The organism is Microbacterium sp. LWO13-1.2, assembly GCF_038397725.1.
Lineage (GTDB): Bacteria > Actinomycetota > Actinomycetes > Actinomycetales > Microbacteriaceae > Microbacterium.
In genome coordinates, this window is sequence record NZ_CP151634.1 from 3,716,578 (window position 1) to 3,735,829 (window position 19,252).

18 protein-coding genes and 1 tRNA gene are annotated in these 19,252 nt (G+C 67.7%); 8 read left to right on the plus strand and 11 right to left on the minus strand.

Annotated elements, in window-relative coordinates; translation table 11 throughout:
- Nucleotides 1–204 precede the first annotated feature (204 nt).
- Nucleotides 205–1,041 carry a DUF559 domain-containing protein gene (locus MRBLWO13_RS17830; protein WP_341975430.1) on the plus strand — a complete coding sequence of 279 codons (837 nt, stop codon included), beginning with the start codon at nt 205–207 and terminating at the stop codon, nt 1,039–1,041.
- Between the two features lie 267 nt (nt 1,042–1,308).
- On the plus strand, nt 1,309–3,627 hold the full coding sequence (locus MRBLWO13_RS17835; protein WP_341978477.1) for a PhoX family phosphatase: 2,319 nt from the start codon (nt 1,309–1,311) through the stop codon (nt 3,625–3,627).
- 138 nt (nt 3,628–3,765) lie between these two features.
- Here MRBLWO13_RS17835 and MRBLWO13_RS17840 read toward each other — a convergent pair whose 3' ends face one another.
- The 3 genes from MRBLWO13_RS17840 to MRBLWO13_RS17850 form a co-directional block, all read right to left on the minus strand.
- Nucleotides 3,766–5,148, minus strand: a complete 1,383-nt coding sequence (locus MRBLWO13_RS17840; RefSeq protein WP_341975431.1) for a PhoH family protein — start codon at nt 5,146–5,148, stop codon at nt 3,766–3,768.
- Nucleotides 5,149–5,309: 161 nt separating this feature from the next.
- On the minus strand, nt 5,310–6,440 hold the full coding sequence (locus MRBLWO13_RS17845) for an aminotransferase class V-fold PLP-dependent enzyme (protein WP_341975432.1): 1,131 nt from the start codon (nt 6,438–6,440) through the stop codon (nt 5,310–5,312).
- Nucleotides 6,441–6,493: 53 nt separating this feature from the next.
- Nucleotides 6,494–7,273 carry an isoprenyl transferase gene (locus MRBLWO13_RS17850; protein WP_341978479.1) on the minus strand — a complete coding sequence of 260 codons (780 nt, stop codon included), beginning with the start codon at nt 7,271–7,273 and terminating at the stop codon, nt 6,494–6,496.
- A 139-nt stretch (nt 7,274–7,412) separates the two neighbouring features.
- Here MRBLWO13_RS17850 and MRBLWO13_RS17855 point away from each other — a divergent pair, with 139 nt between their 5' ends.
- On the plus strand, nt 7,413–8,108 hold the full coding sequence (locus tag MRBLWO13_RS17855) for a hemolysin III family protein (RefSeq protein ID WP_341978481.1): 696 nt from the start codon (nt 7,413–7,415) through the stop codon (nt 8,106–8,108).
- Here the strand turns inward: MRBLWO13_RS17855 and MRBLWO13_RS17860 are convergent, their stop codons facing one another.
- On the minus strand, nt 8,109–8,399 hold the full coding sequence (locus MRBLWO13_RS17860) for a hypothetical protein (RefSeq protein WP_341975434.1): 291 nt from the start codon (nt 8,397–8,399) through the stop codon (nt 8,109–8,111).
- A gap of 68 nt (nt 8,400–8,467) precedes the next feature.
- Here MRBLWO13_RS17860 and MRBLWO13_RS17865 point away from each other — a divergent pair, with 68 nt between their 5' ends.
- Nucleotides 8,468–8,854, plus strand: a complete 387-nt coding sequence (locus MRBLWO13_RS17865) for a DUF4307 domain-containing protein (protein WP_341975435.1) — start codon at nt 8,468–8,470, stop codon at nt 8,852–8,854.
- Nucleotides 8,855–8,949: 95 nt separating this feature from the next.
- Entirely contained in the window at nt 8,950–9,438 is a 489-nt protein-coding gene (gene greA / locus MRBLWO13_RS17870; RefSeq protein ID WP_102192396.1) for a transcription elongation factor GreA, read from the plus strand.
- A gap of 76 nt (nt 9,439–9,514) precedes the next feature.
- Here greA and ilvA read toward each other — a convergent pair whose 3' ends face one another.
- Both ilvA and MRBLWO13_RS17880 read right to left on the minus strand, forming a co-directional pair.
- The gene (ilvA, locus tag MRBLWO13_RS17875; protein WP_341975437.1) at nt 9,515–10,744 is read right to left on the minus strand and encodes a threonine ammonia-lyase; all 1,230 of its coding nucleotides are present in this window, start codon (nt 10,742–10,744) and stop codon (nt 9,515–9,517) included.
- Nucleotides 10,741–11,937 carry an AI-2E family transporter gene (locus MRBLWO13_RS17880; RefSeq protein ID WP_341975438.1) on the minus strand — a complete coding sequence of 399 codons (1,197 nt, stop codon included), beginning with the start codon at nt 11,935–11,937 and terminating at the stop codon, nt 10,741–10,743. The genes ilvA and MRBLWO13_RS17880 overlap by 4 nt, the downstream gene beginning before the upstream one ends.
- 89 nt (nt 11,938–12,026) lie before the next feature.
- On the opposite strand from MRBLWO13_RS17880, the gene MRBLWO13_RS17885 reads away from it, so the two are divergent.
- Nucleotides 12,027–13,286, plus strand: coding sequence for a crosslink repair DNA glycosylase YcaQ family protein (locus MRBLWO13_RS17885; protein WP_341975439.1), 1,260 nt, complete (start codon nt 12,027–12,029; stop codon nt 13,284–13,286).
- Complete coding sequence (locus MRBLWO13_RS17890) at nt 13,283–13,765, plus strand: hypothetical protein (protein ID WP_341975440.1); 483 nt, start codon at nt 13,283–13,285, stop codon at nt 13,763–13,765. The genes MRBLWO13_RS17885 and MRBLWO13_RS17890 overlap by 4 nt, the downstream gene beginning before the upstream one ends.
- Nucleotides 13,766–13,768: 3 nt before the next feature.
- Here MRBLWO13_RS17890 and MRBLWO13_RS17895 read toward each other — a convergent pair whose 3' ends face one another.
- The 3 genes from MRBLWO13_RS17895 to MRBLWO13_RS17905 form a co-directional block, all read right to left on the minus strand.
- Nucleotides 13,769–14,335, minus strand: a complete 567-nt coding sequence (locus MRBLWO13_RS17895; protein ID WP_341975441.1) for a LemA family protein — start codon at nt 14,333–14,335, stop codon at nt 13,769–13,771.
- A 92-nt stretch (nt 14,336–14,427) separates the two neighbouring features.
- On the minus strand, nt 14,428–15,741 hold the full coding sequence (locus MRBLWO13_RS17900) for a D-arabinono-1,4-lactone oxidase (protein ID WP_341975442.1): 1,314 nt from the start codon (nt 15,739–15,741) through the stop codon (nt 14,428–14,430).
- Nucleotides 15,738–16,988, minus strand: a complete 1,251-nt coding sequence (locus MRBLWO13_RS17905) for an alanine racemase (protein ID WP_341975443.1) — start codon at nt 16,986–16,988, stop codon at nt 15,738–15,740. Before MRBLWO13_RS17905 ends, MRBLWO13_RS17900 begins: the two co-directional genes overlap by 4 nt.
- Nucleotides 16,989–17,076: 88 nt before the next feature.
- On the opposite strand from MRBLWO13_RS17905, the gene MRBLWO13_RS17910 reads away from it, so the two are divergent.
- Nucleotides 17,077–17,149 (plus strand) — tRNA-Leu (locus MRBLWO13_RS17910).
- A gap of 42 nt (nt 17,150–17,191) precedes the next feature.
- On the opposite strand, the gene MRBLWO13_RS17915 is transcribed toward MRBLWO13_RS17910, so the two are convergent.
- Complete coding sequence (locus MRBLWO13_RS17915; RefSeq protein ID WP_341975444.1) at nt 17,192–18,796, minus strand: multicopper oxidase family protein; 1,605 nt, start codon at nt 18,794–18,796, stop codon at nt 17,192–17,194.
- Nucleotides 18,781–19,191, minus strand: a complete 411-nt coding sequence (locus tag MRBLWO13_RS17920) for a hypothetical protein (protein ID WP_341975445.1) — start codon at nt 19,189–19,191, stop codon at nt 18,781–18,783. The genes MRBLWO13_RS17915 and MRBLWO13_RS17920 overlap by 16 nt, the downstream gene beginning before the upstream one ends.
- Nucleotides 19,192–19,252 lie beyond the last annotated feature (61 nt).

Below are 19,252 nucleotides of genomic sequence, written 5' to 3' on the forward strand. Positions count from 1 at the left end.
CTTTAAGGCCTTGTCACAGCTGTCGGACGTTGTTGCACCTGCAGGACGTTCTCGGCCGCAGCATCCGACACCTGCAACAACGTCCGACAGGTGCGACATCCCACTCCACTCCCACTCTTCCTGCACAAACAGCGATAGGCAGCAATCGATCCACAACGCACGCTCCGCCGTCGACGCAACGTTCCCGACCAGCATCCTGAGGGGATGTTGAAACCGGCAGCCCTCATCACTCAGCTGGGCGGCGTCGCCCGCGGAACGCAACTGCAGCAGTTCGGGGTGTCGCGGACCACGCTCTCGCGAGAGGTCGCCGCCGGACGCATCGACCGCCTGCGTACCGGCGTGTTCGCGGCACCTCAGGTGTCGGAGGATCTCCGGAGTGCGGCCGCCCACGGCGGGCAGCTCACCTGCACGTCGCTTCTCCGTCTGCAGCGGATCTGGGTTCTGCCCGAGACGACGGAGCCGCATGTGTGGATGGGCACGAAGGGCAGGGTGCATCGGCACGCGGGCTGCGCGTGCATCAGCCATTTCTACCGGGGGAAGGCCGAGATCGGCCCGGCTTCGATCGAGCGAGCCCTGGTTCACCTGTACAGATGCCAGGGCGATGAGGCGTTCTTCGCAGCCTTCGAATCGGCATGGATGCTTCGCCGGCTCTCGACTGCGGGCCGCTTCCGCATCCGCGCTTCCCTTCCTGCATCCGCTCGCTGGCTTGTCGACCTGGCCCGTTCGGATGCCGAGAGCGGCCTGGAATCGCTGCTCCGCCTGCGGCTCCACATCCTGGGCATCGCGCTGACCTGTCAGGTGCGGATCGCCGGCGTCGGGAGGGTGGATTTCCTCGTCGGCGCCCGGCTCATCCTCGAAGTCGACGGCAGAGAGAATCATGATGGCGAGACGAACAGGCACAAAGATCTGGTGCGGGATGCCGCGGCATCCCGTCTCGGCTACGAAACCCTCCGCTTCGACTACGCGCAGGTGATCCACGATTGGCCCACGGTTCAGGCGGCGATCCTCGGTGCCCTCCGACGGCTTCGGGACCACGCCTGATCCACCGCATCCGTCGGACGTTGTTGCAGGTGTCGGATGCCGGGGCAGAAGACGTCCGACAGGTGCAACAACGTCCGACAGGTGTGACGCCGTTCCGGCCACGGACCTACCCAGAACACACCTCCCAGCAACGCGGTCGGCCTTTTCTCCGCCTTCGGTACAGCCCGATTTTTCCTGAGGTTCACCTGCCGGACACCCGGGCTTGGTCTGCTGGGGCACGAGCGCTCTGCTCCCCCGAACACCCCCGCTTGAGGAGTCCCCGTGGTCATGAACATCGGTCGAACGAGCCTGCCCATGGCAGGTCACGTGCGAGGCAAGCGCAGTGCAGTCACCTGCCACCTGAAGTGCGCGAACGCGTGCGCGGACGGGGTGTGCAACACCTCGTCGAACGGCTACCTCCGCGACATCATCGACGCACAGCTGTCCCGCCGTTCCGTACTCGGCTTCGGTGCCGCCGCCGTCGCGAGCATCGTGCTCGCCCCCGCGCTGACCGGTGCGCAGTCCGCCACCGCCGCGTCGGGAGTGCCGATGGCTCCCGTCGGAGCGACCGGCGCTTTCGGATTCACGCCGATCGACCCGGTCGCTTACACGGTCGACAGCTTCGTCGTCCCCACCGGCTTCGACTGGGCGCCGATCATCCGCTGGGGCGATCCGATGTTCAACGACAGCCCCGCCTTCGACGCGGCCGACCAGACGCCCGAGGCTCAGGCACGACAGTTCGGCTACAACGTCGACTACACAGATGTGATCCGGACGTCGCCCACCACGGCGATCCTGTTCGTCAATCACGAGTACACCAATGAGGGAATCATGTTCCCCGCCGACCAGCTCGCCGGAGACCTCGACCGGGTGCGCCGCGTCGGCCTGAAGGCCCACGGCCTCAGCGTGGTCGACCTCACCCGCGCCGACGAGACGGCCTCCTGGAGCCCGGTGGTCGGCGGCCAGCGCAACCGTCGTTTCCTCGATGACACGCCCTACGCCTTCACCGGCCCGGCTGCCGGCTCGGCGCTGCTGCAGACCGCCGCAGATCCTGCCGGCACGACGCCGCTCGGCACCTTCGGCAACTGCTCCGGGGGCACGACGCCCTGGGGCACGATCCTCAGCGGTGAGGAGAACTTCAACGGTTACTTCCGTTCGGTCGGCACGTCGGCCAGCGATCAGCGCTACGGCCTGAAGGATGCCGAGACAGCCCGCGGCTGGGAGCACGTCGACCCTCGGTTCGACGCCCGCGCACCCGGGTTCGAGAACGAGGTCAACCGATTCGGCTGGATCGTCGAGATCGACCCGACGGACCCGACGTCGGTGCCTCGCAAGCACACCTCCCTCGGACGCCTCAAGCACGAGGGCGCGAACGTCATCATCGCGAAGAACGGCAAGGCCGTCGCCTACACGGGCGACGACGAGCGCTTCGACTACCTGTACAAGTTCGTCTCGCGCGACTCGTTCATCGAGGGCGACCGGGCGCACAACATGACACTGCTCGAGAACGGCGACCTCTACGTCGCCCGCTTCGCCGGTGACTCGCCTGCGGTCGAGATCGACGGATCCGGCGCCGTGCCCACGGACGGCGGATTCGGCGGCAGCGGCCAGTGGCTGCCGTTGGTCGTCGGCGGTGCGTCCGTCGTCGAGGGGATGTCGGTCGAGGAAGTCCTCGTCTATACGCGCCTCGCTGCGGACAAGGTCGGTGCGACGAAGATGGACCGCCCGGAGGACGTCGAGCCGAACCCTGTCACCGGCCGTGTCTACGTCGCGTGCACCAACAACACCAAGCGCGGTACTGCCGGCTCGGCCGGCCCCGACGAGGTCAACCCGCGCAACGAGAACCGCGACGGCCACGTGATCGAGATCACCGAGGCCGGTGGCGATCAGACGGCGACGGCGTTCTCGTGGACGCTTCTCCTCGTCGCAGGCGACCCCGCGACGAACTCGACCGCGTACTTCTCCGGCTTCCCGGCCGATCAGGTCTCTCCGATCTCCTGCCCCGACAACCTCGCGTTCGACAGCGCCGGAAATCTGTGGATCTCCACCGACGGCGCGCCCGGCGTCATCGGCTACAACGATGGCCTGTTCCGCGTGACGTTGGACGGACCGGAGCGCGGCAACGTCGAGCAGTTCCTGTCGGTGGCCCGCGAAGCCGAGACCTGCGGTCCGGTCATCCACGACGATGAGCAGCGCGTCTTCGTCTCGGTTCAGCACCCGGGCGAAGACGGCAGCTACGAGCAGCCGACCTCGCAGTTCCCGGACTCGATGCGCCCCGCCCCGCTCGCGGGCGCCGGCGGAGGCACGCTGAACATCCCTCGGCCGTCCGTGGTCCAGGTCTTCCCGTTGGACATCGAGCCCACACCGACGCCGACCCCCACGGTGGATCCGTCGCCGACGCCCTCGCCGACCGTCACCCCTGGCACGCCCGGAACACCGGGAACCCCCGGCACGCCAGGGACGAAGCCGGGAACCGGGCAGCTGCCCGCGACAGGTGCCGACCCGCTCGGCGGGATCCTCGCCGGCGCCGGACTGCTGGCCGCCGCGGGCATCGCGTTCCTCAGCCGCCGCAAGCGTGAAGCCGAAGCGCCCGACGCAGAGGCCTGAGCTCACCCGGATGCCGCGCGGACTCGCTCCGCGCGGCATCTGTGTTCCCTCCCGCGGGCATCAGCGACAGCGGCGGATACCCCGTCACACACGACAGCGGATGCCGCCCTCTGGACGGCATCCGCTGTCGATGTCTGTTCAGCTGAGCTCTCCGCCCTCCAGCAGCTCCGTGACGAGAGCGGCGATCGCCGAGCGCTCCGATCGCGTCAGGGTGACGTGACCGAACAGGTCGTGCCCCTTGAGCGTCTCGATCACGCTGGCGATGCCGTCGTGGCGACCGACCCGGAGGTTGTCGCGCTGGCCGACATCGTGGGTGAGGACCACGCGCGAGTTCTGCCCCATCCGGCTCAGCACCGTCAGCAGGACGTTGCGTTCCAGCGACTGCGCCTCGTCGACGATCACGAAGGCGTCGTGCAGCGAACGACCGCGGATGTGAGTGAGCGGCAGGACCTCGAGGATGCCCCGCTCGAGGACCTCCTCGACCACGTTGCCGGAGACCACCGAGCCGAGCGTGTCGAAGACCGCCTGACCCCAGGGCCCCATCTTCTCGCCCTGGTCGCCGGGAAGGTACCCGAGCTCCTGCCCGCCGACGGCGAACAGCGGCCGGAAGACGATGATCTTCTTCTGCTGCTGTCGTTCGAGTACGGCTTCGAGACCCGCGCACAGTGCCAGCGCCGACTTGCCGGTGCCTGCCCGTCCCCCCAGCGAGACGATGCCCACCTCAGGGTCGAGGAGCAAGTCGATCGCGATCCGCTGCTCGGCCGAGCGCCCGTGCATTCCGAAGATCTCTCGATCACCGCGCACCAGCCGGTACTCACCGTCGCCGGTGACCCGCCCGAGTGCGGAGCCCCGTTCGGAGTGGATGATCAAACCGGTGTTGACCGGGATGCCGCGCGCCTCCTCGCTGATGCCGACTTCGCTCTCGTAGAGGTCGCTGATGTCATCACCGGAGATGTCGAGGTTCGAGATGCCGGTCCAGCCGGAATCGATGGCCTGCTCGGCGAGGTACTCCTCCGCCCGGAGTCCGAGCGACGCCGCCTTCACCCGCATCGGCAGGTCCTTCGAGACGATCGTCACCTCCTGACCGTCCTGGGAAAGGTGCATGGCCACCGAGAGGATGCGGCTGTCGTTGTCGCTGAGTCGGATGCCGACCGGCAGCACCGACTGGTCGGTGTTGCCGAGCTCGACGCGAAGGGTTCCGCCTTCGCCGACCTCGACCGGGAAATCCAGCCGGCCGTGCTCGACGCGCAGATCATCGAGGTGCCGAAGAGCCTGACGCGCGAAGTAGCCGATCTCCGGGTCGTTCCGCTTGCCCTCGAGCTCGCTGATGACGACGACCGGAAGCACGACCGAATGCTCGGCGAATCGGAAGAACGCCTGCGGGTCGCTCAGCAGCACGGACGTGTCGAGCACGTACGTGCGCAGATCCTGATCCGGATCTGCTGAGGACGACCGTCGCGCGGTCTTTCGGGTGGCCTGCTGCGCGGTGCTGGTGGACTGCTGCGCTGTACGTGTGGTCACGACCCACTCCCGACCCGGGATGTTTCCCGGCTATGCGAACGAGTCGACCAGGGGGCCACGAGTCGCGATCCTGAAGGCCGACCCGATCGGGCGCCATGCCCGATGCCTAGAAGGTACGACGCCGCACCGACATACGTCGGGCTCGACACGCCAGCAATCGGTTACGCGCTGATTAACGTCTCGTTGCCGTATGCCGCGATCGCCTCGTCGAGCATCCGGAATGTCTCGCTGTCGGTGCCCGCGTGCGGCGCGATCCGCACAGTCTCGCCCCGCGCCGTCATCACGACTCCGGCGTTGGTGAGCGCCGCCGCCATGCGCGCCGGCTCCTCCGGAGCGAGCGCGACGATGCCCGCGCGCGCGTCGCGTTCCCGCGGAGAGCGCACCTCGATCCCGTGACGGTCTGCGATCTCGATCACCGCGTCGACCTGCTCGGCCAGACGCGCCTCGATGAGCGAAATGCCGACATCGTGCATCTCGCGGAGGCCGACCGCGAGGCGCGCCGCAGCGAGGTGGTCGGGGGAACTGATCGTGTAGGCCTGAGCGGATGCCGCCGGGGCCGGCAACTCATCGACGAAGAGTCCCTCCGCCACTGTGCCGGTGATACCGCTCAGAACCGGGGCGATGCGTTCTCGTGCCCGCGACGAGAACCAGGCGAAACCCGTGCCGCGGCCGGCGCGAAGCCACTTGTAGCCGTGTCCGACCACGACGTCCGCCGCTGAGTAGTCGTCATCGAGGATGCCGAAGGATTGCACGGCGTCGACGATGAGCAGACGGTTCGGGCCCAGGGCCTCGCGGAGCGCCGCGAGATCCGTGCGGTACCCGGTGCGGAAGTCGACGTGGCTGACGGCGAGCGCGGTGACATCGTCGTCGAGCGCCTCGGCGAGGGCATCCGGTGTCACGCGCATGTCCGCCGGTGTGATCCAGCGGGCGGTCAGTGCCCCGGAAGAGGCTTGCGCTGCGCGTTCCAGCGTCAGACTGACGCTCGGGAACTCGCCGGTCGAGGCGATCACATGCCCGCCGAGTCCGTACAGCGCCTGCATGAGCCCGTGCGTCGACGACGGCTGCAGCGTCACGTCCGCGGCATCCGCCCCGAGCAGCGCCGCCACCAGCTCCTGCGCCTGCCCGATCCGCTCGGCCACCAGCGCCACCGAAGACGGACGGCCGCTGCCGAGCAGATCCGCATCTGCGAAGACTTCCGCACGCACCGACGGCGCGAGCGGTCCGAACGCCGCCCAGTTGAGGTAGCCCGGCTCGCCGCCGAAGCTTGCGAGGTAGTCGTCGAAAGTGCTCACCGCGACATTGTGGCACGGTGCGCTTTCGACAGGCTCGGCGCGCCGGCTTCCGATCAGCGCCCGAAGCGGCGATCGCGGTCGCTGTAGTCCCTGATCGCACGCAGGAAGTCGACCTGGCGGAGATCCGGGCCCAGCGCCTCAACGAAGTAGAACTCGCTGTGCGCGCTCTGCCAGAGCAGAAAATCGCTGAGTCGCTGCTCCCCGCTGGTGCGGATCACGAGGTCGGGATCGGGCTGTCCGCCGGTGTACAGATGCTCGCCGATCATCTCGGGGGTGAGGTGTGCGGCGAGGTCTTCCAGGGTGCCGCCGGATGCCTCGTGCGCGGCGATGATGCTGCGCACGGCGTCGACGATCTCGTTGCGTCCGCCGTAGCCGACGGCGAGGTTCACGTGGAGTCCGGTGTGCGTGCGGGTCCGGGCCTCGGCATCGGCGAGCACGCGCGCGAGCTCCGGCGGAAGGATGTCGGCCCTGCCGACGTGCTTGACCCGCCAGTTGCCTTCTCGCGACAGCGCTTCTGCCAGTTCCGCGATGATCTCGATGAGGTCGTCGAGTTCCGCCGAGTCGCGTTTGCGCAGGTTGTCGCTGGAAAGCAGGTACAGCGACACCACGCGCACGCCCAGCTCATCGCACCACCCGAGGAACTCGCGCATCTTCGCTGCTCCGGCTCGATGCCCCTCTGCGGCGCTGTCATAGCCGAGTTGGCGGGCCCATCGACGATTGCCGTCGATCATCATCGCGACGTGGTGCGGAACGGATGCCGGATCGAGGTGTCGACGCAGCCGGTTGCTGTAGAGCCGGTACAGCGGCCCTCGCCCCTGGCTGTCGCGTGAAATCACCTCCCTACGCTATCGCGCCCACGCTGAATGCGAGTGGCACGGATGCTGACGGTATGTGCAGATCCCGGCATGGTCGCACGCCTAGAGTGAGCACGTGAGCACTTCTACGCCGCCCGATGTCCCTCAGCTGCCGCTCATGGCGGAAGCGCAGCATGATGCGCAGGCCGAGATCAGGCCGACCTGGCGCGGATGGATCCATGCGGGCACCTTCCCGGTCGCGATCATCGCCGGTATCGTCCTCATCGCTCTCGCGCAGGGGGCTCCGGCGAAGTGGTCCGCTGCCGTGTTCATGGCGACGTCATTGCTGCTGTTCGGCAACTCCGCGCTCTACCACCGGTTCGACTGGGGTCCGAAGACGAAGGCGGTGCTGAAGAGGATCGATCACGCCAACATCCTCCTGCTCATCGCCGGCACCTACACACCGATCGCGACGCTGGCGCTGCCTCCGGAGAAGGGCGGACTGCTGCTGATCCTGGTGTGGTCCGGGGCCCTGCTCGGCATCCTGTTCCGTGTCTTCTGGATCAATGCACCGCGGTGGCTGTACGTCGCGCTCTACCTCGTGCTCGGTTGGGCGGCTGTGATGTACATGGCCGATCTCCTGTACGCGAACGCGACGATGATGGTGCTCGTCGTGATCGGCGGTCTGCTCTACACGGGCGGGGCGATCGTCTACGCGATGAAGAAGCCCAACCCCTGGCCAGGGCACTTCGGCTTCCACGAGATCTTCCACGTGTGCACGGTGCTCGCGTTCCTGTGCCACTGGTTCGCGTGCCTGCTCATCGCGCTGGATCCGCTGGCACCCTCACTCGGCCTGCCCGGCGCCGGAGGCTGATCAGGTGGCGCGCGGGTCGTCGTCGCCTTCACGAACGATCGGCAGATCTGCGTCGGTCTCCGTGGCCTCATCAGCCGCGTGGGCAGCCTGCTCGGCGTCGAGCTCGACCCTGACCTCTTCGCGGTAGCGGACGCGACGGATGCGGCGGTTCATGTCCCAGATCAGCAGGATCACGGCGATCAGCACGATCACGATCACGGCGAAGCCCACGAATCCGGGAGTGACCGCTTCCGGCGCGACCGTCATGGTCGGCGTCGGCATCGGAGTCTCGGTCCCGGTGAGAACGAGCATGAGTCCGCCTTTCGTGCGCAGGTCGCATAACCTGGAACCACCAGCCTAACGACCGGAAGACCCCCACTGTGACGACCGCACGAGAGCTCGACGAACGCTATGGCCGCACCCGTCGGCGGCGGATGCCGTGGATCGTCGGCGGTGCCATCGCCGTGCTCGCTGTCGGTGCGCTCAGCTGGTCGACGGTGAGCCAGTCGATGAGCTCGGTCGATGCCGACGATCTGGGCTTCGATCTCGTCGACGCGCACCGCGTAGACCTGCGATTCCAGATCAGCGGTGTACAGGGCAAGGACGTGGTCTGCGTCCTGGAGGCCCTCGACGAGGAGTTCGGCGTGGTGGGCTGGAAAGTGGTCGAGATCCCGGCCGGCGAGGGCCATACGCGGAGCCTTTCCGAGACCATCCCCACCGTCGCGGCGGCCACCACAGGTTTGGTGAACACCTGCTGGGTCGCTTAGACTCGTGCCACACAGACGACGCCCTGGCACGTGCCGGGGCGTCTTGGCATATCCCCCGCAGGACGTCGGCGGATACCGATAGAAGGAGCTTCGTCATGTCCATCGACGCTCAGGTTCCCTTCCTCACGCAGGAAGCGTATGACCGGCTCGTCGCCGAGCTGGAGCACTTGTCCACCACCGGGCGCGAGGAGATCGCGAAGCGCATCGAAGCGGCCCGCGAAGAGGGCGACCTCAAGGAGAACGGCGGCTACCACGCCGCCAAGGACGAGCAGGGAAAGCAGGAGGCGCGCATCCGCACCCTGCAGGGTCTGCTGAAGACGGCCAAGGTCGGCGAGGCACCGGCCAGCCGCGGCATCGTCGAGCCCGGAACCGTCGTCACCGCGAACGTGGCCGGCGGCGAAGAGGTGTTCCTCCTCGGCAGCCGTGAGATCGCTGCGGGCAGCGACCTCGACGTCTACAGCGAGGCCAGCCCGCTCGGACAGGCCATCCTCGGTCTCAAGGTCGGCGAGAAGTCCTCCTACGAGGCCCCGAACGGCAAGTCGATCGCCGTCGAGATCGTCAACGTGGAGACGTACACCGGCTGAGCCGGCCCCATCCGCACGAATGCCCCCGGATCCGCGGATCCGGGGGCATTCGTCTGCCGATAGAGCGCCGCCGGGCTCAGTCCGGAACCACGACCGGTTCGAAACCGGCGCGGCGCAGCGTGTCCAACGTGTGCTCGGAGTGCTCGGGTCCGCGCGTCTCGACGCTGAGCTCGAGGATGACCTCGCTGATCTGCAGGCCGTGCCCGTGCCTGGTGTGCATGGCCTCCATGACGTTGGCCCCTGCCTCGGCGATGAGCTCGGACACGCGGGCCAGCTGGCCGGGGCGGTCGGGAAGGGGGATGCGGAGCGTGAGGTAACGGCCGGATGCCGCCAGTCCGTGCGACACGACGCGCTGCAGGAGCAGCGGGTCGATGTTGCCGCCGGAGAGCACGGCCATGGTCACACCGGTCGCGGATACCTTGCCGGCCAGGATCGCAGCGACTCCCGCGGCGCCGGCGGGCTCGACGACGACCTTCGCCTGCTCGAGGAGCACGAGGATGGCGCGCGCCAGATCGTCGTCCGAGACGGTGACGACCTCGTCGACCAGATCCTTGATGATGTCGAACGGGATGGCGCCAGGACGCGCCACGAGGATGCCGTCCGCGATGGTCGGGCGGGTCACGATGTCGACCGGGTGTCCAGCCTCGAGCGAAGGCGGCATCGCGGCCGCATTCTCGGCCTGAACGCCGATGATCCGCACTTCCCGCCCGAGCTCGGCCGCACGCGCCTTGACCGCGGCTGCCACGCCGGCGATGAGGCCGCCGCCGCCGATGCCGAGGACGATGGTGTCGACGTTCGGTGCGTCTTCGAGGAGTTCGAGGCCGAGCGTCCCCTGGCCGATCACCACGTCGCGGTGATCGAAGGGGTGGATGAGGACGGCCCCGGTGCGCTCGGCGAAATCGGCCGCCAGGCGCAGCGACGTCGCCACGGTCTCACCCTCGAGAACGACGTCCGCCCCGTAACCGCGGGTGGCGAGGAGCTTGGGCACCGGCACGCCGAGCGGCATGAAGATCGTGGCCGAGATGCCGAGCGCCTGGGCGGCGAGAGCGACACCCTGCGCGTGGTTGCCTGCGGATGCCGCCACCACGCCGCGTGCGCGTTCCTCTGCGGTGAGCCGGGAGAGCCGGTACGCGGCACCGCGGATCTTGAACGACCCCGTCCGCTGCAGGTTCTCCATCTTCAGCAGGACGGGCGCCCCGAGCACGTCCGACAGCGCCCGGGAGGGCAGCGTCGGCGTGTGGGTGATCATCTCGGCAAGGCTGCGTGCTGCTTCCTCGAACTCGTTCAGGCCGGGAACTGCGGTCATCGATTGCTCCTCCGCCGCTGTCGCGGCACTGTGCTCCAGATCAGGTCACCCTGCGGGACGTCGCCGGTTCGCCAAGAGCCGGACGTCAATGTCACGGCCACGACGTTGACGAATGCCGCGAGCGGCACCGCGAAGAGGGCGCCGGGGATCCCGCCGATCATCGCACCGCCGGCGACCACGAGGACGACGGCGAGCGGATGCACCTTCACGGCGGATCCCATCAGGATCGGTTGCAGGATGTGTCCTTCGACCTGCTGCACGCCGAGGACGACCACGAGCATCCAGAGCGCGATCCACGGACCGTTGTAAACCAGCGCGAGGAAGACCGCGATGGCACCGGTGGCGACGGCTCCGACGATCGGGATGAACGATCCGAGGAAGACCAGGACGGCGACCGGCAGCGCCAGCGGCACCTGCAGCAGGAAGGCTCCCAGTCCGATCCCGATCGCGTCGATCGTGGCCACGAACAGCTGAGTCCTGGCGTAGTTGACGACGGTCTTCCAACCGTTGCGCGCAGCCCCGTCGATGGCGGGCTGGGCGTTGCGCGGGAAGATCTTGACCGTCCATTGCCAGATGCCTCCGCCGTCGGCGAGGAGGCAGACCAGCACGAACAAGGACAGCAGCGCGCCGGTGACGACGTGCCCCAGAGTGGACCCAACGGCGAGCGCCCCTGACAACAGCGCCTGCCCCTGCTCCTCGAGCAGAACCTGAGCCTGAGCGAGGTAGTCGGCGATCTGATCGCCGGACAGCTGCAGCGGTCCTTCGCGCAGCCAGGTCTGGAAGTTCTCGATCGACTGAGCGGTACTCGTCTGGACTTCGGGGAGCTCCACTCGGATCTGCCAGACGACGAGCCACATCAGACCCGTGACGATCGCCAGCGTGCCGAGGCTCGCCAGGGCGACGGCCAGCCAGCGCGGGAACCGTCGGCGGAGCATCCATTCGAACGCCGGCCAGAGCAGAGCGGTGATCAGGATCCCCACCATGAGCGGGATCACGAGGTACTTGAGCGTGATGACGAGCCAGATGAAGACGCCGATCGCGGCGGCGAGTATCAGCAGCCGCCAGGCATACCCGGCCCCGACGCGCAGCCCGTATGGGACGGCCTCGTCGGCTTCGGTCGTCACCGTGCGCTCCGTCGAGATCGGGCGCGGGCGGAAGAGGTCTCTCAGTCTCGGTCGCAACGGATCGCTCATCCGGTCAGTCTAGAGCGCACGTCCTGGCGACTGCTGACCGCGGGGTCCGGCTGACCGGTGATGTCCGCGGGCGCCGATACGCTGGCGAAGTGACCGAGACCCTCAACTCCGCGCAGGCGCGCCGGATCGCGCTGGCCGCTCAGGGATTCACGCGATCGCGCCCGTCATCGGTCGCATCGCGTCATGTGCATCGCGTGATGGACCGCCTCGGAGTGCTGCAGATCGACTCGGTGAACGTCTTCGCACGCTCCCACTACCTGCCGCTGTTCTCCCGCCTCGGGTCCTACGATCCGGCTCTGCTCGACCGGGTCTTCCTCTCGCGCACCACGCATTATGTCGAGTACCTTGCTCACGAGGCCACCTTCATCCCCGTCGAGGACTGGCCGCTCTGGCAGTTCCGGATGGATGACTTCCGCCGGCGCTGGTCGAGTGAGGACTCCTGGGTGAGCGCCAACGCACGGACACTGAGCTGGGTGCAGGACGAGCTTCGCGTCCGCGGTCCGCTGCGCCCGGCCGATCTCCGTGCTGATGCACCGCGTGAGCGCGGCACCTGGTGGGACTGGGATGACGTCAAGCTCGCGCTGGAGCACATGTGGCGCACCGGTGATGTCGCGATCAGCGGACGCCGCGGATTCGAGCGCACATACGCCCTCGCCGAGCAGGTGATCCCCGACCGCATCCGATCGCAGGAGGTCTCGCGTGCCGACGCGATCCGCGAGCTTGTGCGGCGTGCGGCGCAGTCGTCGGGAGTCGCCACCCAGGCCGACCTCGCGGACTATTACCGACTGCGCGATCGCGCCGCGGTGACAGCCGCGATCGCCGACCTCGTCGACACCGGCGAACTCATGCCGGTCAGCGTGCGGGGGTGGGAGCGGGGCGGTCGCCCGCTTCCTGCCTGGCGGCACCGCGATGCCGTGCTCCCCCGGCGGGTGGATGCCGCTGCGGTGCTCACTCCCTTCGATCCGGTGGTGTGGTTCCGCGATCGCGCGCTGCGCGTCTTCGAGCTCGATTACCGGATCGAGATCTATGTGCCGGCGGACAAGCGCCGATACGGCTACTACTCGCTTCCCGTCCTCGTCGGCGATCGGATCGTGGCTCGCGTCGACCTCAAGGCCGATCGCGCCGCCTCAGCGCTGCGCGTGCAGTCCGCGTGGTGGGAGCCGCAGGCCCGCCCGGAGGACGCGGTACCGATCGCCGCCGAGCTCGCGCTGGCGGCCTCCTGGCAGGGACTGGAGCATGTCTCGGTCTCGGGCTGGGGTGACGCCGCCGACAGCGTGTATCAGGCGCTTCAGGCCCTCGGTGGAGCGCCGGTGACCCGGCACGTGCACCCACGGGAGACCGCCTCATGACGAGGCGTCGCGGATGGGTGATCGGCACGGCCGTCGCCGTGCTGCTGCTCGGTGGCGCCGCGGTGTGGATCTGGCAGTCCTCGACGGCGCCCTCCGCCGTGGAGACTCCACCGCCGCATTCGTCGCCAGCTCCGAAGGTGACGGCGGCGTCCGTCGAGCAGGTTCAAGAGCTCGTTGACGAGCACCTCGAGCAATGCGCGAGAATCACGAGAAGCGCGCCGCCGGAGGGATGCGGCATCCGGATCCCGTGGGGTACCGAGTTCTCGGCGGTGTCCGGCGTCCGGTACCGCATCGAGAAGCTGCCGACCGTCGAACTCGACGGAGACGAATTCACTGCAGACGGCGGCATCCTCGTCGCCACCGTGACCGGCACCGGGCAGGACGGCACACCTCGCACCGAAACCTACCGGAGCGAGACCTGGGCGGTGCGCGGCGACGTGGATGTCACCGACGAAGGGATCGAGATCTCAGTGTGGTGAGGTCTAGAACTGCACGCGCGGCGGCTCGGAGATCGCGCTGGCATCGGCGACCTCGAAGAATTCACGCTCAGTGAAGCCCAGGCCGCGGGCGAAGAGGTTGTTCGGGAACACCTTGATCTTGGTGTTCAGCTCGCGCACCCCGCCGTTGTAGAAACGTCGGGCCGCCTGGATCTTGTCTTCGGTGTCGACGAGGGCCTGCTGCACCTGGAGGAAGTTCTGACTCGCCTGCAGCTGCGGATAGGCCTCGGCCACGGCGAACAGGCTGCGCAGCGCCTGCTGCAGATGTCCCTCGGCGATACCGGCAGCGCCGGGGCTCTCGGCGGACAGTGTTTCCGCGCGTGCGCGGGTGACGTTCTCGAAGACCGCCTTCTCGTGTGAAGCGTAGCCCTTCACCGTCTCGATGAGGTTCGGGATGAGGTCGGCTCGTCGCTTGAGCTGGACGGTGATGCCGCTCCACGCCTCATCGACCCGGATCTTGAGTTGCACCAGCGAGTTGTAGGTGGCCCAGAGGTAGATTCCGATGAGCAGAATCACTCCGACGATGATCAGTACCGGCACGAGCCACTCCATGCGGAGGCCACCCTTCCTCGAATTTCTCTCATCCTAGTCGCGCAGTCTGCGCGTGGACTGGGTACGTCGCTGGGGCGCGCGGAGAATGATCCTCAGTCGCCGAGCACGCGCTCGAGGTACCGATTGCTGAAGCGGCGCTCGGGGTCCAGGCGGTCCCGAAGTTCGACGAAATCGTCGAACCGCGGATAGCGCTCTCGCAGTTGCGCGGCGTCGAGGGAGTGAAGTTTGCCCCAGTGCGGCCGCCCACCGTGCTCGAGCATGATCTTCTCGACGGCGCCGAAATACTCGGTGTGTCCGGCGCGCCAGTAGCGGTGCACGGCGATGTATCCGGTGGCACGTCCATGCGCGGTGGAGAGCCAGCGGTCGTCCTCGGCAGCGAATCGCACCTCCACAGGGAACTCGATGCGCCATCCGTGCGACGAGATCAGCTCCTGCACTGCGCGGAACGCCGGGACGACGTTCTCGGCCGGCAGGGCGTACTCCATCTCGCGGAAGCGCACGGTTCGGTTCTGCGTCAGCACTCGATGCGACCGGTCGGTGTACTCGCGATTGCCGGTGAGCTTCACGGCGAGACGGCTGAACGGCGGCGTGATCGCCGGAACCGCCTTCCCCGCGGCGCAGACGACGCGGTAGACGCCGTTGGAGAGCAGCGTCTCGTCGATCCACTTGCCGACGACCGGAAGCGGATGACGCACCGTCGACTCCGGCATCCGCGTCTGCCGCTTCGTCAGGGCGACGTCGGTGTGCGGGAACCAGTAGAACTCGAAGTGATCGGATGCCGCGACATGGTCGTCGAGCGTCGACAACACGTCCTCCAGGGGAACGGGCTGGTCGATCGCGTGCAGGACGAAAGCCGGCACGCACTGCAGCGTCACCTCGACGATGATGCCGAGCGCTCCGAGCCCGAGGGCGACAGCCGGCAGCATCTCGGCGTTCTGCGTGTCGTCGATCCGCAAGAACTCCCCCGTCGCGGTGACCATCGTGACGCCGACGACCTGGGTGGCGAGTCCGCCGAATGCGGCACCGGTGCCGTGCGTTCCGGTCGAGATCGCTCCTGCGATCGATTGCCGGTCGATGTCGCCGAGATTCTCCATCGCGAGGCCGTGTGCGGCGAGCAGACGGGGTACCCGGTGCAGACGTGTACCCGCGAGCAGCGTGACGCGGCCGGTGGCGGCATCCGCCTTCACCACACCCTGCATGTCGTCGAGCTCGAGCAGCACGCCGGGCGCCGCCGCGATGCCGGTGAAGCTGTGTCCGGCGCCGACTGCTTTCACGGTGAGCCCCTGCGACACCGCGGCCTGGACCGCGCGCTGCACGCCCTCCGGAGTGCGCGGCCGTTCGATGCGGAGCGGAGTGATCTGCGCGGTGCGTGCCCAGTTCTGCCAGGTGCCGCCGATTCTCGTCACAGGAACGCCTTCCCCTCACCGCGGTACGTCGGCAACTCGTCGATGACTTCCGTGCCCGAGACGAGATGGTAGCGATCGATCCGCTCCGCGGGCTCACCGCTCTTCGCGTGCCGGAACCACACCCGGTCACCGAGCTGCAGCTGGGCTGCCGAGCGCCCTTGCAGCGGTGTCTGCACCTCTCCGGCCGCCTCGCGGGGAAGCGTCCGGAGCCCCTGCGGCCAGACCGGCAGGGGCTGGCGCGAGGCGAGGGCCGGTCCCGAGGCGATCCATCCACCGCCGAGCACGGTCGCGATGTCGCGGGTCGGGCGACGGACCACGTCGAAAGCGAAGGCCGACGCCGGGGCCGGGCGGAAGGAGCGGTAACCGTCGAAGAGGTGACCGCCGAGCAGGCCGCTGCCGGCGCTCGCCTCCGTGAGCGACTCGTCGCTCCCGGTGAATTCGAGCGAACCCGTGCCGCCGCCGTTGAGGAACTCCAGGGGCGTGATCTCGGCGAGAGCGGTCGCGATCGCCGCCCTGCGCTCGCGCAACTCGGTGCGCGAGCGGGCCTGCACCATCCGGATCAGCGGCGCGTCCGCGCCGGCATCGTCGCCTTGGCCGGCGATCTGCGCCTCGTACATCTGCAGACCCACGAGCCGGAAGCCCGGCCGTCGAACGATCTCCCTGGCGAAGGCCGCGACCTCGCCGGCGCTGAACAGCGCAGAACGACGCACGCCGATGTGTCCCAGCGCAGCGGAACGGAGCGACGCATCCGCATCGATCGCGACCCGGATCTCGGGGCGCTGCCCGGGGGCGGCGACGTTGTCGATGAAGTCCAGCTGAGACGGATCGTCGACCATCAGCGTGATCCGCCGCACCGCAGTCTCGTCGGCTACGAGCCGCTCCAGACTCGGTCGGTCGACGGTCGGGTAGCCGAGAACGATGTCGTCGTGCGTCTCGGACAGCCACAACGCCTCAGCGAGCGTGAACGCCAGAATGCCCCGGAACCCCGGGAGCTGCAGCACGGCGTCGAGCACGGCGCGCACACGCACCGACTTCGAAGCCACCCGGATCGGGAGGCCGCCGGAACGCACGAGAAGGTCCATCGCGTTGTATCGCAACGCGTCGAGATCGATCACCGCCACCGGAGCGGGTAGGTGGGCGGTCGCATCGGAGAGCCGCGGCCAGTACCGCGCAGCATCCTGCCACTCCGGGGCGACGGAAAGTCGCGCATCAACTGGGGGGCTCAGTTCGGCGGTGAGGTCGAGCACTCCCCCACCCTACGACCTTCATGGACGCGGAATCACCTCTGTCGGGACTGCGTCGCACCATTGTGTCGTCGATAGGCTGGCGTTGCACGCCCCCGTAGCCCAATGGCAGAGGCAGGCGACTTAAAATCGCTTCAGTCTGGGTTCGAGTCCCAGCGGGGGCACTCGACTGCCATCAGAACGCCCCCTCCGCCCGGTGCAGAGCCTCAGCGGATGAGAATGTTCGCCATCATTGCCATGTCCTCGTGTTCGAGGTTGTGGCAATGGAAGACGTACTTTCCCGGATTGGTGTCGAATCGGACGGCGATTCTCGCTTGCTCGCCCGGTTGGAGGTCGATCGTATCCTTCCAGCCGAAGTCGAACGCTCCTGGCCCCTCGCTGCCGCGTTGGAGCACCTGGAAAGACGCGCCATGCAGGTGCACGGGGTGGTGGAAATCTGCGAACAGCTCCCAAACCTCCAGGCTTCCCGCTGCCACGGTCGCGGCGATCTCATCAGCGCCGAACGGCTGCCCCCCGATGAGCCACCCGTGCCGCTCGCCGATGTCCCCGGCACGGAAGTGGAATGCTCGGGTGGCGATGGATTCCGTCTCCGCCGCTGTTGCGACGGAGGAGAGCCGATCCGGCATCGTGAAGGAGTCCTCCACGGCATCCCCGACGACGAAGCGCATCACCTCTCCCATGCGGCCGTTGCCGTAGTCGTTGCGGAGCGTGACGACGGTTCCGGGCGGGTAACCGCCGAAGTCGACGACGACGTCGAGTCGCTGTGCGGGCGCCAGAACCAGATGATCGTGAGTCAGCGGGGCGTCGAGAAGGCCGCCATCGGTGCCGATCTGCATGATCCCGCCGCGCGGGGCAGGATCCAGGCGCAGGGAAAGGCGCCGCGCGTTCGACGCATTCAGCAGGCGCAGCCGGTGGTGAACGCCGTCGACTCTCGCCTCCGGCCAAGGCATTCCATTGACCAGCATGACGTCACCGAGTACCCCCGCGATGTAGTCCCCCATGACCCCTGGTTCGTGCACCAGCGTGGGGTCGCTGCTCGGATACAGCAGTGATCCGTCGGCGGCGAAGCTCCGGTCGACGATCATGAGCGGCAGCTCACGTGAGCCCCGCGGCAGATCCAGAGCGTCCTCCTCATCGTCGCGATGAAGATGGAATCCCGCGAGTCCCCGCCACACGCTCGGGCCGGTGAAGTCCATCCGGTGATCGTGATACCAGAGGGTCGCAGCCCGCTGTTCGAGCGGGTAGACGTAGGTGCGTTCGCCTTCGCTCACGTCGCCGCCTGCCGTCATCGCACTGTGTCCTGCGGAGGCGTGGTCGCGATGGGCGAGCTGCTGGTTGTAGTAGGTCATGTCGGACGGGAGGACGAAGTCGATCGGATACCCATCGCTCTTGGCCGGTGTGCGCCCGCCGTGCAGATGCACCACGGTCGGCACTGGCAGTTCATTGACGTGCGTGACGACGACGCTGCGGCCTCGACGGCTCTCGATCGTCGGCCCGGGAAAGCTGCCGCCATAGGTCCAGAGCTCGGTCGTGGTGCCGGGGATGATTTCCGACCGCGTGATCTGTTGGCGCACCAGGTAGTGGTCGGTACTCGCGTCAGTGCGCACCGGAGCGAGTACCGGGGGGACCGTCAGACGACGCCGGAACGGCTCAGGAAGCGGGATCCGGCTGGTGAGAAGGTTGCCCGTGGACGTCGGGGCGCTCTGCAAGCTCAACGCGATGGGAACACCGAGACCGGCGGCGACGATTCCGCCGATCGTTCCACCGATGAAGGCGCGGCGATTGATCGCCGCCATCACCGTTTCCGCCACGCCCAGACGGTGAGTGCCACCGTCAACATGATCACCATCACACCCAGCGGGATGTGCAGCCCCAGCAGGGATCGGAATCCGGCGAAGGCCTGCAGTGCCATCAGCACGAGCAGCGCGGAGGTGGCGACGATGGGCCAGCGCGACCCTCCGCCCCGCCGGCGAACGAGCACCGCGGCGACGATGGTCGCGATGACAGCGATGCCGCTCACCGTCGCCATGTCGCGGTGGGTGGCCAAGGCGGGGTAGACGCCGGCCATGAACTGCCCGGCGAGCACTGCCTGATCGAACATCAGCGCTGCGGTGACCGTCATCGTGACGCGGAACACCCACAGCGGCCACAGGCGCTCCGTCACGGGCTCGACGACGGAAGGATGCTCACTCTCTGCGGTTGGCATGGAGCGAGTGTATCGAATTAGATCCAAATGGAACAGTTGCATTTGGACTCAATTACGGAAG